The 16,074-nt window shown below is 66.3% G+C and carries 13 protein-coding genes; 8 read left to right on the forward strand and 5 right to left on the reverse strand.

Features of this window, described 5'->3' with window-relative positions; genetic code table 11:
* Both rpoN and IAG41_RS12785 read left to right on the forward strand, forming a co-directional pair.
* Positions 1–1,521: an RNA polymerase factor sigma-54 gene (rpoN, locus tag IAG41_RS12780; protein WP_187729003.1), complete on the forward strand. Its 1,521-nt coding sequence runs from the start codon at positions 1–3 to the stop codon at positions 1,519–1,521.
* A 38-nt stretch (positions 1,522–1,559) separates the two neighbouring features.
* A complete protein-coding gene (locus tag IAG41_RS12785) occupies positions 1,560–1,949 on the forward strand; it encodes an STAS/SEC14 domain-containing protein (RefSeq protein WP_187729004.1) in 390 nt (129 codons plus the stop codon).
* Between the two features lie 51 nt (positions 1,950–2,000).
* On the opposite strand, the gene IAG41_RS12790 is transcribed toward IAG41_RS12785, so the two are convergent.
* The gene (locus IAG41_RS12790) at positions 2,001–2,999 is read right to left on the reverse strand and encodes a ligase-associated DNA damage response exonuclease (RefSeq protein WP_187729160.1); all 999 of its coding nucleotides are present in this window, start codon (positions 2,997–2,999) and stop codon (positions 2,001–2,003) included.
* Between the two features lie 18 nt (positions 3,000–3,017).
* Here IAG41_RS12790 and IAG41_RS12795 point away from each other — a divergent pair, with 18 nt between their 5' ends.
* From IAG41_RS12795 to IAG41_RS12810, 4 genes are all read left to right on the forward strand, one after another.
* A complete protein-coding gene (locus tag IAG41_RS12795; protein ID WP_187729005.1) occupies positions 3,018–5,435 on the forward strand; it encodes a ligase-associated DNA damage response DEXH box helicase in 2,418 nt (805 codons plus the stop codon).
* A 77-nt stretch (positions 5,436–5,512) separates the two neighbouring features.
* A complete protein-coding gene (locus IAG41_RS12800) occupies positions 5,513–6,499 on the forward strand; it encodes a retroviral-like aspartic protease family protein (protein WP_262408644.1) in 987 nt (328 codons plus the stop codon).
* A gap of 44 nt (positions 6,500–6,543) precedes the next feature.
* Positions 6,544–7,977 (forward strand): mannitol dehydrogenase family protein, encoded by a 1,434-nt coding sequence (locus tag IAG41_RS12805; RefSeq protein WP_187729007.1) that lies wholly within the window; start codon positions 6,544–6,546, stop codon positions 7,975–7,977.
* Between the two features lie 330 nt (positions 7,978–8,307).
* Positions 8,308–9,339: a MerR family transcriptional regulator gene (locus IAG41_RS12810; RefSeq protein ID WP_187729008.1), complete on the forward strand. Its 1,032-nt coding sequence runs from the start codon at positions 8,308–8,310 to the stop codon at positions 9,337–9,339.
* Positions 9,340–9,443: 104 nt separating this feature from the next.
* Here IAG41_RS12810 and IAG41_RS12815 read toward each other — a convergent pair whose 3' ends face one another.
* From IAG41_RS12815 to IAG41_RS12830, 4 genes are all read right to left on the reverse strand, one after another.
* Complete coding sequence (locus IAG41_RS12815; protein ID WP_187729009.1) at positions 9,444–10,541, reverse strand: ATP phosphoribosyltransferase regulatory subunit; 1,098 nt, start codon at positions 10,539–10,541, stop codon at positions 9,444–9,446.
* 20 nt (positions 10,542–10,561) lie between these two features.
* The gene (gene serA / locus IAG41_RS12820; RefSeq protein WP_187729010.1) at positions 10,562–12,139 is read right to left on the reverse strand and encodes a phosphoglycerate dehydrogenase; all 1,578 of its coding nucleotides are present in this window, start codon (positions 12,137–12,139) and stop codon (positions 10,562–10,564) included.
* Between the two features lie 97 nt (positions 12,140–12,236).
* Positions 12,237–13,394 carry a phosphoserine transaminase gene (locus IAG41_RS12825; RefSeq protein WP_187729011.1) on the reverse strand — a complete coding sequence of 386 codons (1,158 nt, stop codon included), beginning with the start codon at positions 13,392–13,394 and terminating at the stop codon, positions 12,237–12,239.
* Positions 13,395–13,504: 110 nt separating this feature from the next.
* Positions 13,505–14,383 (reverse strand): alpha/beta hydrolase, encoded by an 879-nt coding sequence (locus IAG41_RS12830; RefSeq protein WP_222950672.1) that lies wholly within the window; start codon positions 14,381–14,383, stop codon positions 13,505–13,507.
* 95 nt (positions 14,384–14,478) lie between these two features.
* Here IAG41_RS12830 and IAG41_RS12835 point away from each other — a divergent pair, with 95 nt between their 5' ends.
* Positions 14,479–15,153, forward strand: coding sequence for an extensin family protein (locus IAG41_RS12835; RefSeq protein WP_187729012.1), 675 nt, complete (start codon positions 14,479–14,481; stop codon positions 15,151–15,153).
* 38 nt (positions 15,154–15,191) lie between these two features.
* A complete protein-coding gene (locus tag IAG41_RS12840; RefSeq protein WP_187729013.1) occupies positions 15,192–16,067 on the forward strand; it encodes an LOG family protein in 876 nt (291 codons plus the stop codon).
* Positions 16,068–16,074: the final 7 nt, after the last annotated feature.

Consider the following 16,074-nt stretch of genomic DNA (forward strand, 5'->3'; position numbering starts at 1 on the left):
ATGAGTCTCGCGCCTCGCCTCGATCTCCGGCAGTCGCAATCGCTGGTCATGACGCCGCAGCTCCAGCAGGCGATCAAGCTGCTGGCGCTGTCGAACCTCGAGATCGAAACCTTCATCGCCGAGGAGGTCGAGAAGAACCCTTTGCTCGACGCCCAGAGCGGCGGCGGCGCCGAGGAGGCTCCCGATTCGGCGCCCGAGCCGGAACGAGATTTCGACGAGGTTCGCGACGGTCCGGCCGACGCTGCGGAGCTGCTCGCCGGCGGCGGCGAGGCGGCGGGCGAAGCCGCGCTCGACGTCGATTTCGCCGCGGAGACCTTCCATCACGACGGCCCCACCGATTCGATCGGCGGTCTCGACGGCAGTCTGGGCCTGACCGGCGCCAGCAGCGGCGGCATGTCCGAGGATGGCCCCGATTTCGACAATCTCGGCGCGTCCGAACTGAGCCTCGCCGATCATCTGATGGCCCAGGCCGGCGCCACGATCGACGGCAGCGACCTGTTCATCGCCGCGCACCTGATCGATCAGATCGACGAGACCGGCTACCTCACCGTGCCGCTGCTCGAAGTCGCGAATCGGCTGGGCGTACCGCTCGCCCGGATCGAGGCGGTGCTGGCGGTGATCCACACCTTCGAACCCACCGGCGTCGGCGCGCGCAACCTCGCCGAGTGCATCGCGCTCCAGGCCAAGGAGGCCGATCGCTATGATCCGTGCATGGCCCGGCTGATCGACAATCTCGATCTCGTCGCGCGCGGCGACATGGCCCGCCTCAAGCGCATCTGCGACGTCGACGACGAGGATCTGGCGGACATGATCCGCGAGCTCAGGAGCTACGATCCCAAGCCCGGCTGCGCCTATGGCGGCGAGCCGATGCGCGCGGTCACCCCCGATATCTTCGTCGCTCGCCGAAGCGGCGGCTGGGCGATCGAGATCAACGCCGCGACGCTGCCGCGCCTGCTCGTCAACCGCGCTTATTATGCCGAGGTCTCGGCGGGACCGCAGGACAAGACGAGCAAGGCCTGGCTGTCGGACATGCTCGCCAGCGCCAACTGGCTGGTCAAGGCGCTCGACCAGCGCCAGCGCACGATCATCAAAGTCGCGTCGGAAATCGTGAAGCAGCAGGAAGCCTTCTTCCTGAAGGGCGTCGCGCATCTCCGCCCGATGACGTTGCGCCAGGTGGCGGAAGCGATCGAGATGCACGAATCGACCGTCAGCCGCGTCACCTCGAACAAATATCTGAGCTGCGCGCGCGGGCTCTACGAGCTCAAATATTTCTTCACCAGCGCGATCCAGTCCTCCGACGGCGGCGACGCGGTTTCGGCCGAAGCGGTGAAAAGCGCGATTCGGGCGCTGATCCAGACCGAGGATCCCAAGGCAATCCTCTCCGACGACACGCTGGTCGACATGCTGCGCGAGAAGGGCTTCGACATCGCCCGGCGCACCGTCGCCAAATATCGCGAGGCGCTCGGCATCGGCAGCTCGGTTCAGCGCCGTCGACAAAAAGCGCTCGAAGGCGTCGGCTGATTCAGAATTTGGTAGGCGATGTTTCGTAATTTTCGGGCATGAGCGCCGAATATTCGATCCAGGTCGACCCTTCGCGGGACCTCATCCGCATCCGGATGAGTGGCTTCTTCACGCTTGCCGATGTCGATGGTTTCCTGGCTGCGCGCGCAAAGGCGCATGCCGAGCTGACCTGCCGGCGCAATGCCCATCTGACAATCAACGACCTTCGCGAGATGAAGATCCAGTCGCAGGAAATCGTCGACGCCTTCCGCGCCATGCTCGCCGCGCCGGAATATCGCTCGCGCCGTCTGGCCTTCATTGTCTCCTCGACGCTGGCGCGGAGCCAGCTCGGCCGCGCCCTCGCCAATCGCCATGCGCGCTGCTTCGAGGATTCCGATGCGGCCGAGGCCTGGTTGCTCGGCGCAGGCGAGGAATCCCAGGCGGCCTGATCGAGTTCGGCCTTAGCTAATCTCCGCGCGTGACGAGCAGCGGAACCGGCCTCAATCGTCCTCGTCCTCATATCCCGCCAGATCGAGCGCGCGCGCCTTGATCTGGCGCATCCGACACCAGTGAACCAGCGCATCCTCGCGGCCGTGCGTCACCCAGACCTCTTTGGGCTCGATCTCCTGGATCGTCCTGGTCAGCTCGTCCCAATCGGCATGGTCGGACAGGATGAGCGGCAGCTCGACATTGCGTTGGCGGGCACGCTGGCGCACCCGCATCCAGCCCGACGCCATCGCGGTGATCGGATCGGGCAGCCGCCGCGACCAGCGATCGTTGAGCGCGCCCGGCGGACACAGGATGATCCTCCCCTCCAGCTCGCTCTTGGCGACCCCGGTGGCGGGCCGCAGATCGCCCAGATCGACGCCCAGCTCGACATAAAGGTCGCACAGCCGCTGCAGCGCGCCGTGGATATAGATCGGATCCTCGAACCCCATGACGCGCAGTTCGCGGATGACCCGCTGCGCCTTGCCCAGCGCATAGGCGCCGACCAGCACGCAGCGCGTCGGATTGGCCCTGAGCGCGGTCAGCAATTTGTCGAGCTCGTCATGGGTTTCGGGATGGCGGAACACCGGCAGGCCGAAGGTCGCCTCGGTGACGAAGATGTCGCACGGCACTGGCTCGAACGGCGCACAGGTAGGATCCTCGCGCCGCTTGTAATCGCCCGAGACAACGATGCGCTCGCCGCGATGCTCGAGCACCACCTGTGCCGATCCCAGGACATGTCCCGCCGGCACGAAGCGCACATCGACCCCGCCCAGTGCCAGCCCCTCGCCATAGGCCACCGGCCGGCCATTCTGCGGGCCGTAGCGCGTTTCCATGATCGCCAGCGTCTCGGGCGTCGCCCATACCTCGCCATGTCCGCCACGCGCATGATCGGCATGGCCATGCGTGATCAGCGCGCGCGGCACCGGCTGGCTCGGATCGATCCATGCATCCGCCGCGGGCACATAGACCCCCGAGGGTCGCGGATCGATCCAGTCGCCGAGCTTCGCCATCATGACTATATGGTTGCGATGCCCGCAGGTTCCCAGCTTCCCCGGCAACTCGAAGACTGGTTCGCCTCGCGCGGCTGGTCGCCGCGTCGTCACCAGCGCGACATGCTCGCAGCCGCACGCGCCGGCGACCATGCGCTGCTCGTCGCGCCCACCGGCGCGGGCAAGACGCTGGCCGGCTTTCTCCCGACTCTGGCCGAACTGATCGAGGCGCCCACCGACCGCCTCCACACGCTCTATATCTCGCCGCTCAAGGCGCTCGCGGTGGACGTCCAGCGCAACCTGCTGACGCCGATCGAGGAAATGGGCCTGCCCATCCGAGTCGAGACACGCACCGGCGACACCCCGTACGATCGCAAGCTGCGCCAGCGCGCGCGGCCGCCCGAGATCCTGCTGACCACCCCCGAATCGCTGAGCCTGTTGCTATCCTACGAAGACAGCCTGACGATGTTCTCGGACCTGAAGACGGTGGTGATCGACGAGGTCCACGCCTTCGCCACCGGCAAGCGCGGCGACCTGCTCGCGCTCGCGCTCTCGCGGCTCCAGCGCTTCGCGTCAGGGCTGCGCCGCGTCGCGCTCTCCGCCACCGTCGCCGATCCCGACGGCTATCGCGCCTGGCTCGCGCCGCATGGCGACATCCATAGCGTGACCTTGGTCCAGGGCGAGAAAGGCGCAGACCCCAATATCGCGATCCTGCTCCCCGAGGACCGCGTCCCCTGGGCCGGCCATTCGGGCACCTATGCGATCCCCCAGGTTATGGCCGAGATCGAGACGCACAAAACGACGATCGTCTTCTGCAACACGCGCGGGCTGGCCGAACTGACCTTCCAGCAATTGTGGAAGGTCAACGAGCTCAAGCTGCCGATCGGCGTCCACCATGGCAGCCTCAGCCTGGAGGCCCGGCGCCGTGCCGAGCAGGCGATGGCCGACGGGCAACTGCGCGCGTTGGTCGCCACCGCCAGCCTCGATCTCGGCGTCGACTGGGGCGATGTCGATTGCGTCATCCAGATGGGCGCGCCCAAGGGTTCGTCGCGCCTGCTCCAGCGGATCGGCCGCGCCAATCACCGGCTCGACGAGCCGAGCGAGGCGGTGCTCGTCCCCGGCAACCGCTTCGAATATCTGGAGGCGCGCGCCGCGCTCGACGCGGTCGAGCAGGGCGAGCTGGATCCTGACATCTTCCGCCCTGGCGCACTCGACGTACTTGCGCAGCATATCATGGCCTGCGCCTGCGCCGCACCATTCGAGGCGAGCGAAATGCTGCAGGAGATCCGCGCAGCATTGCCCTATTCGGCGCTCGAACAGGAGATTTTCGACCGCGTCCTGAACTTCATCGCCGATGGCGGCTATTCGCTGCGCGCCTATGACAAGTTCAAACGGCTGACTCTCGGCCGCGACGGGCTTTGGCGCGTCACCAAGCCCGCTTTTGTTGCGCAGCATAGACTCAATGCGGGCATCATCGTCGAGGCGCCGATGCTCGAGGTGCGCTTCAAGAACGGGCGCCGTCTCGGTCGAATCGAGGAGGGCTTCGGCAGCACGCTCTCGCCGGGCGACACCTTCTTCTTCGCCGGGCTCGCGCTCGAAGTCGAACGCGTCGAGACGACCGACCTGATCGTGCGCGCCACGTCCAAGCAGGCGCGCTTCGTGTCGTACATGGGCGCACGGCTGGCGATCACCGCGACGCTGGCGAACCGCGTGCGGGTGTTCCTGCACGATCGCAGCCAGTGGTCGCGCTTTCCCGACGATGTCCGCGAATGGCTGGAGGTCCAGGCCTATCGCTCCGCACTGCCCGCCCCGGGCCAGCTCCTGGTCGAGACCTTCCCCCATGAAGGCCGTCATCACATGGTCGCCTACAGCTTCGAGGGCTGGAACGCGCACCAGTCGCTCGGCATGCTGATCACGCGCCGGATGGAGGCGATGGGATTGAAGCCGCTGGGCTTCGTCGCCAACGATTATGCGCTCGCCGTCTACGGTCTGGAGAAGATCGAGGACCCGCGCCCGCTCTTCTCGCCCGATATTCTGGAGCATGAATTCGTCGATTGGGTGCAGCAATCGGCGCTGCTGAAGCGCGCCTTCCGCGAAGTCGCGATCATCGGCGGGCTCGTCGAGCGCCAGCACCCCGGCAAGAAAAAGACCGGGCGCCAGGTCACCTTCTCGACCGACCTGATCTACGATGTGCTCCGTAAATACGAGCCCGATCACCTGCTGCTGCGCGCCGCCTGGGCCGATGCCCGCGCGCGGATGACCGATGTCGGGCGCCTCGCCCATCTGCTCGACACCGCCGGCGACACGATGCTCCATATCGACTTGCCGCGCGTCAGTCCGATGGCGGTGCCGGTGCTCATCATGATCGGCCGCGAGACGGTCGCGCAGGGCACGGCGGATGACGCGCTGTTGCTGGAGGCGGAGGGTATCGCGGCGGAGGCAATGCGGCTCGATTAAAAACTGTTTCTGCCAGATTGCTGCGCAGCACGGATGGGTATACCTTCCGACTCATGACTGGAGTTTGGCACCCGTTATTGCTCCTCCTCCTGCCGCTTGGCGCTGGCGTGGACGGCCGCGACTTGCCGTCGCAGGACCCTGAGCTGATCGCGTCCGATCTGCATATCGACACGACGATGCTGACCTTGGGAGAGGTTGATTCGCGCCTCACCGTTCCCGTCGCGGTGGGTGGCAAGGGCTCTTACAATTTCATCATAGATACCGGTGCCGAGCGCACCTCCGTCTCGCGCGAACTCGCCGGCTCGCTGCGGCTGACTGCGGGCAATCCGGTTATGGTGACGTCGATGACCGGTCAGTCGCGAGTCGATACGGTCGTCATTCCCGATCTTTCGATCAAGTCGATCGGCCAGTTGCATAGGGTGATCGCCCCCGCCTTTGCGGCGCGGAATCTGGGCGCGGCCGGCCTGCTGGGTATCGACACGCTGAGCAGCCATCAGGTCACCATCGATTTCGAGAAGGGCACGATGAGCGTGCGCGCCAGCGAGAAGCGCAAGAGATTCACGCGCCGCGATCCCGACGAGATCGTCGTCACCGCCAAGAGCCTGTTCGGCCAGTTGATCGTCACCGATGCCTATTATGGCGGCACGCGCATCCAGGTCGTGCTCGATACCGGCTCGCAGGTGACGATGGGCAATAGCGCGCTCCGCAAGCGTGTCGGACGCCGCGCCGGTCAAATGCAGCCCATCAGGCTCACCAGCGTGACCGGCGAGCAGGCGACCGCCGATTATGCGAATATCCCCAACATCAAGGTTGGCGAAGTGGCGTTCAGTTCGATGCCGGTCGCGTTCGCGGATGTCGCGCCGTTCGCGCGCTTCGGCCTGACCAAGCGCCCGGCGCTGCTGCTCGGCATGGATGCGCTGCGCAGCTTCCGCCGCGTCGATATCGATTTCCCGAACCGTCAGGTCCGCTTCCTGATGCCGAAGGATACACGGGTGACGCTGCCGCAGTGGAGTTCGCCGCTGATTCCCGGCGCGCGCGGTGGCTCGTCGACCAAGACTCTCTGAAGCCCGATTGACTTTGCCCGCGTGCCGCTGCTTGGGCGAACGCGATGACCAGCCTTTCCCGCACCGCACTCGCATCGCTCCCCGCCGGCATCGTCCGGCCGGGCCATGATCCGCAATCGATCCGCACCGGCATCGTCCATTTCGGCCCCGGTGCCTTCCACCGCGCGCACCAGGCCGCCTATGTCGATCGCGTGCTTGATAGCGATCCGCGCTGGGGCATTGCCGCGGTTTCGCTGCGCAGTCCCGGCACCGTCGATGCGCTGAAGGCGCAGGATGGGCTCTACACGCTGGCGGTGATCGATCGCGAACCAGCGATGCGCGTCCTCGCCGCCCATTCGGACGCGATCGGCCCCGGCGAAGGCGCTCGGCTGCGCACCCTGCTCGCCGATCCCGCCATCCGCATCGCCACCAGCACCGTCACCGAGAAGGGCTATTGCCTCACGAACGACGGCACGCTCGATTTCGCCCACCCCGACATCGTCCACGACCTCAAGCGCCCCGCCGAACCGGCGAGCGTGATCGGCTGGATCGTCGCTGGCCTCGCCGATCGCCGCGCCGCGGGCACCGCGCCCTTCGCGATGCTCTGCTGCGACAACATGACCGGCAATGGCGGCAAGCTTCGCGCCGCCTGCACCGCGCTCGCCCGCCAATATGATCCCGCGCTCGCCGCATGGATCGAGGCGGAGGTCGCCTTCCCGGATTCGATGGTCGATTCGATCACGCCGGCGAGCGATCCCGCCTTCCTCGCCCATGTCGCGCACGACCTGCATGTGACCGACAAGGCCGCCGTGCAGCGCGAGAGCTTCACGCAGTGGGTGCTCCAGCGCTTCGAACAGGCGGACGGCCCCGATCTCGCATCGGCGGGCGTCACGCTCACCAACGACGTGCGCGGCTATGAGCAGGCCAAGCTGCGCATCCTCAACGGCGCACATTCGAGCCTTGCCTATATCGGCCTGCATCTCGGCCTCGAGACGGTGTTTGAGGCGATGTCCGATCCCGCGCTTGAGCATTTCGTGTCGCGGCTGATGCATTACGACATCGCCGCGTCCTTGAAGCCGGTCGAGGGGCTCGACATTGCGGGCTATGCCGATGCAGTGTCGAACCGCTTCCGCAATCCGGCGATCCGCCACTTGTTGTCCCAGATCGCCTGGGACGGCTCGCAGAAGCTGCCCTATCGCCTGCTCGACACGGTGCAGGACGCGCTCGACAATGGCCGCAGCATCGAGCGTCTCGCGGTGCCGGTAGCCGCCTGGATCGCATTCGTCCGTCGCAAGGCGCAGGCGCACGAGAAGATCACCGACCCGCTGGCCGACATTCTCGCCGCGGCGGCCACCGGCAGCGACGTCTGCCTGGCGATGCTCGGGCTGCGTCAGGTCTTCCCCGAGCGCCTCGCCACCGATCCGCGCTTCCGCCATGCGGTTGCCGATGCGCTGATGCACTTCCTCGATGGCCATATCGAGCCGCTACTGGCGCGGTAAGCGAGGTCGTTCCTGCGTGTCGGTTAACCAAGTTGAGGCGTGGAGCGGGTGAATTTCCGTCTCCCCAGAGGCGCGGGTTTGTGGCGCGCCAATAAGGCGACAGGGACGTGCGCAAGCGGCATTCGCCACTGGTCCGACCTGCGCTTATTCAATTTCAAAGAGCGGCACCGCCAAGGCGAGGGCGCCGCAGCCAGGCGCATGGAATCCTACATTGCAAGCGCGTGGCGGAAGCGGACGATACTTCCGATGCAAGGGCCAACACTTACGCCTTGACCTGGCCGCTGGGGCCGGACGGATAGGAGGCAGGTTCAATGCTGATAGAGGTGCCTTATGAACCCGCCACGCCGCAATCTCACTCCGTCGCAAGCAGCCGCGCACCTCGGTGTCTCGACGAAAGCCCTTCGACTCTATGAACAGCAAGGTCTGCTCGCCCCTGATCGGTCGTCGGCGGGATGGCGGCTTTACCGTCCCGAGGATGTGGAGCGGGCAGCGACGATCGTGTCGCTGCGTGTGCTGGGCCTCAGCCTCGCGGAGATTGCCCGTGTAATGGACGGCGATCCGAGTGCGCTGGAAGCCGGGCTGGTTGCCCATGAGGAACGCCTTTGGCAGCAGGCACAGCATATCGAGACGGCACTCCAAAGGATACGGAGCCTTCGCGACAACATAGGCCAAGGGAAGGCGCTGGACGCCGCCGCGCTGAGCATAGTGTTCGGCCGGGATGCGACGATCGCCACGGCCTTCGAACTTCCTTGGCCATGGGACGGAGAATGGTTCGAAACTTGCGACGTTGGGCCGCTCAATTTTATCACCGGCCCGCTCGGCAGCGGCAAGACCCGTTTTGCGGAGCGATTGGCAGGTGAACTTCCCAATGCCGAATTTCTGGGTCTCGACCGCCTTTCCAATGCAGGCATTGGCCGACTTCTTGAAGAAGATGCCGCCCTAACCGCGCGCGTGGAACATATGCTTGGCCGCCTGGAAGAGGAGGGAGCAGAACGAACGCAAGCGTTGCTCGCGCTTGTGGTCGCTCTCGAAACCGAGAGGCCCGCAATTCTCGTCGTAGATATGGTGGAAGAGGGGCTGTGCGATACAGCCCAACGTGCCTTGATCGCCCGTTTGCGGGTGAAGCCCGGAAACAAGCGCGCCCTGTTCCTGATGACGCGCTCGTCATCGATCCTGGACCTTGATCGAGTCCGCGCCGATGAAGCCGTCTTCTACTGTCCCGCCAATCACAGCCCGCCGTTTCGCGCCCACCTGTATCCGGGTGGGCGAGGATATGAAGCTGTAGCGACTTGCGTCGCCACTCCGGTGGTCCGGGCTCGCACCACCGGTATTATTGCAATCCCACCCGGTGCGGTCGGTTAGCGCGTACGGCAGCTAACCACGATAAGCGGTCGTCCGCGGGCTTATACCGCTCAGCATCGGTTTTGAATAAACTTCGGAGTATCGACCTGGCAGGTAAGCCCGACCTACAGCGCCCGCGCTTTTCCATCCTGCCAGACATGGCTGCAGAGCTGCGCCTCCGGCGTATCATCGACCTCGAGCGCGGCGACGGTGACCCAGCCTTCGCCGCGCAGTCTCGCGCCCACTTCCGGCGGAATGCCGAGCGGCAGGAACAGGCGGCGACGGGCATCGGTGCCGACGCCGGTATCGAGGATCGGATCGGCGAATAGCGAAAAGCCGACGGCCGGCTCCTCGCGGCCACCGTCATGGACGATCGTGTAGCTACCACCGCGGCCGATCTCGCCGCGGATGCCGGTCGAGAAGATCGAGAAACCCAGCCAGCTCTGGAATTCAAAGCCATGGCGCTCGGTAGGATCGAGCGTCAGCGCCGCCTGGCCTTCGATGCTGGCCGCAATCTCGGCCAGCCCGTCGAGCCGGCTGCCCAGCGCCTTGCCCGCATCGATCGCACGCAGCCGCGCCATCGCCGCGTCGAATGGTCCCGCCGCCTCGATCAGCGGCAGATAGCGGGGATCGATCGCGGCGACGCCGCCAGCATCCTTGGCATCGAGCCGTTCGCGCAGCAGCGCCAGCGTTTCCGTGTCCAGGGTGTCGCCCACCAGCCGATCGACCAGATCGGGCAGCGTGAAATCCACTGCCAGCCCGGTCACGCCCGCCGCCTGCAACGCCTCGATCGCCACCCGCACCACTTCGGTCGCCGCAGCGACGGTGTCGAGCCCGACCAGCTCGCAGCCGATCTGCCGCATCGCGCGCTGCGGGTTAAGTTCGGAGGCGCTCAGCTTCATCACCGCACCGGCATAGGAGAGCCGCACCGGGCGCGGATGGTGGCCCATCCGGGTCGCCGCGATCCGCCCGACCTGCGCGGTCAGGTCCGGCCGGATCGCCAGCGTGCGCTGCGAGACCGGATCGACGAAGCGCACCGCATCGCGCAGCCCGCCCGCTTTCAGCCGGCTGCCGAGCTCGTCGGCGAATTCGGCGAGCGGCGGATCGACCTGCTCATAGCCATAGAGCCGCGCGACGCCGAGCACGCGCCCCTCCAGCCGCGCCGCGGCATCGGCCGCAGGCGGCAGACGGTCGTGAAAACCCTCGGGGAGGAGTCCGGTCATGGCCGCCTCCCCTAATGGCTTCAGAACTTGAGCGCCATCGCGGTCTTCACGCCGGGCAGCGTGCGGACCCTGGCGATCAGTTCGGGCGAGACATCGTCGTCGAGCGAAAGCAAAAGCACCGCCTCGCCGCCCGCGCTCCGCCTTCCGAGATGGAAGGTGCCGATGTTGACGCCCGCCTCGCCCAGGGTCGTGCCGAGCCGGCCGATGAAACCAGGCGCGTCCTCGTTGACGATGTAGAGCATCGGACCCGCGAGATCGGCCTCGACCTTGATGCCGAACAGTTCGACCAGGCGCGGCGCCTGGTTGCCGAACAAGGTGCCCGCCACCGAACGATCGCCCGCCTCGGTGCCAACGGTGACGCGGACCAAAGTGTGGTAATCGCCCTCGCGCTCGTGGCGCACTTCGCGCACGTCGAGCCCACGCTCCTTCGCCAGGAAGGGCGCATTGACCATGTTCACCGTGTCCGAATGGACGCGCATCAGGCCGGCGAGCACCGCGCCCGTGATCGGCTTCTGGTTAAGTTCGGCGGCAGCGCCCTCGACTTCGATCGAGATATTGCTGAGCGAGCCGTGCGACAGCTGTCCGACCAGGCTGCCCAGCCGCTCGGCCAACGCCATGTAGGGCTTGAGCCGCGGCGCTTCCTCGGCCGACAGGCTCGGCATGTTGAGCGCGTTGGTCACGCCGCCCGAGACGAGGAAATCGGCCATCTGCTCGGCGACCTGGATCGCGACATTGACCTGCGCCTCGTTGGTCGACGCGCCGAGATGCGGCGTCGAGATGAAGTTCGGGACGCCGAACAAAGGCGAGGCCTTGGCCGGCTCTTCTACGAACACGTCGAGCGCAGCGCCGCCGATATGGCCCGATTCCAGGCCCGCCTTCAGCGCCGCCTCGTCGATCAGCCCGCCACGCGCACAATTGATGATCCGCACGCCCTTCTTGGTCTTGGCGAGATTCTCGGCCGAGAGGATGTTGCGGGTCTGATCGGTCAGCGGCGTGTGCAAGGTGATGAAATCGGCGCGCAGCAGCAGATCGTCGAGGCTCATCTTCTCGACGCCCATCTCGATCGCCCGCTCGGGGGTGAGGAAGGGATCATAGGCGATCACCTTCATCTTGAGGCCCAGCGCGCGGTCGGCGACGATCGAGCCGATATTGCCCGCGCCGATCAGGCCGAGCGTCTTGGCGGTCAGCTCGACGCCCATGAAGCGGTTCTTCTCCCACTTGCCGGCCTGGGTGGAGGCGTCGGCCTCGGGCAGCTGGCGGGCGAGCGCGAACATCAAAGCGATGGCGTGCTCGGCGGTGGTGATCGAGTTGCCGAACGGGGTGTTCATGACGACCACGCCCTTCGCGCTGGCCGACGGGATATCGACATTGTCGACGCCGATGCCGGCGCGGCCGACGACCTTGAGGTTGGTCGCGGCTTCGAGGATTTCCTTGGTCACCTTGGTCGAACTGCGGATGGCGAGGCCGTCATACTGGCCGATCATCGCCTTGAGTTCGTCCGGCGTCTTGCCGGTGATCTCGTCCACCTCGACGCCGCGGGCGCGGAAGATTTCGGCGGCCTTGGGGTCCATTTTGTCGCTGATAAGTACTTTGGGCATTTTGTTTCTCCACCCGTCACCCCGGCGAAGGCCGGGGCCCAGGGTTACAAAGGGCGTCGCTTGTGGCTCTGGATCCCGGCTTGCGCCGGGATGACGATCAGGAGGTGCGTGCGGCCGAATAGGCCCAGTCGAGCCAGGGGCCGAGCGCCACGATATCGGCGGTGTCGACGGTCGCGCCGCACCATATGCGCAGCCCCGGCGGAGCGTCGCGATAGCCGGCGACGTCGTAGGCGGCCTCTTCCTTCTCGAGCAGCGAGGCGAACTTCTTGATGAAGGCCTCGTCCGCGCCCTCGACGGTCAGGCACACGCTGGTCTTCGAGCGGATGCCCTTGTCGACCGCGAGATGGCCGAGCCAGTCCCGCTCGCCGACGATCTTGTTCAGCGCCTCGGCATTGGCGTCCGAGCGCGCGATCAGGCCGTGCAGACCGCCCAGCCCCCTGGCCCATTCGAGCGCGAAGATCGCATCCTCGACCGCGAGCATCGACGGCGTGTTGATCGTCTCGCCCTTGAACACGCCCTCGGCGAGCGCGCCCTTGGAGACGAGGCGGAAGACCTTGGGGAGCGGCCAGGCCGGAGTATATTCGGTGAGACGCTCGACGGCGCGGGGGCCGAGGATCAGCACGCCGTGGCCGCCCTCACCGCCCAGCACCTTCTGCCACGAGAAGGTGGCGACATCGATCTTGTCCCAGGGCAGGTCATAGGCGAACACCGCGCTGGTCGCGTCGGCGAAGCTCAGGCCCTCGCGATCGGCCGGGATCCACTCGCCGTCCGGCACGCGCACGCCGGAGGTGGTGCCGTTCCAGGTGAACAGCACGTCGTCGGACCAGTCGATTTTGTCGAGATCGGGGAGCTGGCCGTAATCGGCGCGGACCACGTTGGGCTCGAGCTTCAATTGCTTGACCGCGTCGGTCACCCAGCCCTCGCCGAAGCTTTCCCAGGCGAGCGTGGTGACGCCGCGCGCGCCGAGCATCGTCCACATCGCCATCTCGAAGGCGCCGGTGTCGGAGCCCGGGACGATGCCGATGCGATGGGTGTCCGGCAGCTTCAGCATCTCGCGCATCAGATCGATGGCGTATTGGAGGCGGACCTTGCCGATCTTGGAGCGGTGCGAGCGGCCGAGCGATTCGGTCACGAGCTTCGACGCATCCCAGCCCGGAGGCTTGGCGCAGGGACCGGAGGAAAAATAGGGGCGGGCCGGCTTGGTGGCGGGCTTCGCAGACGCAGCTGTGGCGTCGGTAACGGCAGAATCAGTCATGTCAGTCTCTCCTTGCAGAGAGCACGCGCGGCGTTGGGACCGCGTGGCCCGTCGACGGCCCTAGCGGCGAGCACGCCAAAGTCAATCACGTGTTGCGCCGCAGCGTGCCGTCACGGCGCAGGTTTCGGCACCAGCAGACCGCGGTCGGTCATCCAGTCGGTGATGCGCTCGGGCCAGTGGCGCAGCGCGACCATCGGGGTGGTCTCGCCCATGTTGAAGGCGTGGCCGCCTGCCGCATACATGTGCAGCTCCGACGAGGCGCCGGCGGCGCGATAGGCGGCGAGCAGGTCGAGGATCGGCTGCGAGCAGCAATTGTCGTCGTTGGTGGCGGCCATCAGCAAAGGCGGCGAGGTGTTGGTGATGTGCTCCTCGGCATGGAGCGGCCCGGGAAAGACGAGGATGCCGAAATCGGGCCGGGCGGAGAGCTTGTCGATCGCGTCGCCTGGACCCGGCGCAGGCACCGGGGCGCTGAGCAGCGTCACGCGCGCAAGCTCGCCGCCGGCCGAGAAGCCGACCACGCCGATTCGCTTCGGGTCGAGCTTGTACTGGTCCGCGCGGCTGCGGATCAGCCGCATCGCCCGTTCGGCATCCTGGCGGGCATTCTCGAACTTGTACGGCGAATCCTTGCCGCGGAAGAGCCGGTAGCGCAGCACGAACGCCGCAACGCCGCGCTCGTTGAACCAACGCGCGACATCATTGCCCTCGGTCGTGATCACCAGGAACTCATGCGCACCGCCCGGCATGATCAGCACCGCCGCGCCGGTCTCGCGGCCGGACCGCGCCGGATAATAAGTGATGCTCGGGTTGTTGATCGGCTTGGTCCAATAGGCCTCGGACGTCTCCGGAATGTTCGCACGCGCTTCGAACCCCGGTGCGCCCTTGTCCCACAAGGCGATTCGCTCGCCCTGAACGGGCGGCTGCTGCGCGAAAGCGGGAGCGCCGAACAGCGCGGCAAGCGCGCAGACGAAAGTCATGAGCAACCGGGGCATCAATCTCTCCTGCGTGCGGCTCCGGTGGCCGCATCGCGTTTGATGGTAGCGGTAACAAGCTCGCTGTCAAACGCGGCTCTGGCTATGCTCGCCCGATGCGCCGGGGGACTATTCTGGCATTGTTGCCGCTCCTTCTCTCCGCCTGCGTGTTCGGCGGCGGGGACAAGCGCCCCGCGCCGATCCGCGAGCGCCCCTCTGGCCCGACCACCCTGACCGGCCCGACCCCGCGCGAGACGCAGCAATGCTTCTCGGACCTGTCGCGCGAGCAGGTGCGCTACAGCCCGCTGCCCGATCGCGATTTCGGCAGCGGCTGCATTGTCACCGGCGCGGTCGAGCTGCTCGACATCGGCGTACCGGTGACCAACCTGAAGTCGATGCGCTGCCCGCTGGCGCGGACTTTCACCGCCTGGGTGCGATTCGCGGTGGCGCCGGCCGCCAAGCAGATCCTCGGCAGCGAACTCGTCCGCGTCGAGAGCATGGGCACCTATTCGTGCCGCGCGATCATCGGCAGGGGCGCGGCTTCCGCCGGGCGGATCTCCGAGCACGCTCTGGGCAACGCGGTCGACGTCTCGGGCTTCGTGCTGAGCGACGGCCGGCGCATCACCGTGCAGGCGAACTGGCGCTCGGACGACCCGCAGATTCGCGAATTCTTCACCGTGATCCATGCCTCCGCGTGCAAGCGCTTCAGGACGGTGCTGAGCCCGGATTACAACGCAGCGCACCACGATCATCTCCACCTCGACATGGGCCGTGGGCCGTTCTGCGCATGAGGTTTGCAGCGCCGGGGCGATGCGCCTAACGGACCTGAATGAACGATACTCGTGTACCCTCGCGCGTCTTCCGCCCTGCCCAGCAGGAAGCCGAGAGCGCCAACACCGCCAGCGGCACGCCCCAGACCGAGCATCCCGCCTATCGCCTCGCCTTTCAGGACATGGATTTCCTGCTGCGCGAGGATCTGCGGCCCGTCCGCTTCCAGCTCGAGCTCCTGAAACCGCAATTGCTGCTGGACGAGGCGAATATCGCATCGACCTTCGTGGTCTATGGCTCCGCCCGCATCCCCGAGCCCGCCAAGGCCGAGGCCGTGCTGGCGCTTGCCGAGACCGACCAGCAGAAGCGCATCGCCGAACGGCTGGTCGCCAAATCCAAATATTATGACGTGGCGCGCAGGCTGGGGCAGATCGCGAGCAACTTTCCGCTCGACCAAGCCGGCAAGAAGCATTTCGTGGTGACCTCGGGCGGCGGCCCCTCGATCATGGAAGCGGCGAATCGCGGCGCGCGCGACGTGGGCGCGGAGACGATCGGGCTCAACATCGTGCTGCCGCACGAACAGGCGCCGAACCCCTATGTCACGCCGGGCCTCAGCATGCAGTTCCACTATTTCGCGCTGAGGAAGATGCACTTCCTGCTCCATGCGCGCGCGGTGGCGGTGTTCCCCGGCGGCTTCGGCACGTTCGACGAGAGCTTCGAGCTGCTGACCTTGATCCAGACCGGCAAGATCGATCCGATCCCGGTACTGTTCTACGGCCGCGAATTCTGGGAGCGCGTCGTCAATTTCGAGGCTTTGTGCGACGAGGGCGTGATCTCGCCGCGCGACCTGAGCCTGTTCCGCTTCGTCGAGACGGCGGAAGAAGGCTGGGAGATCGTCCAGCAATTCTGGCAGGAAAAGGAAAAGGCCCGGGGGTGACCCCCAC

The organism is Sphingomonas sp. JC676, assembly GCF_014489075.1.
In the GTDB taxonomy this organism is placed as follows: domain Bacteria; phylum Pseudomonadota; class Alphaproteobacteria; order Sphingomonadales; family Sphingomonadaceae; genus Sphingomonas.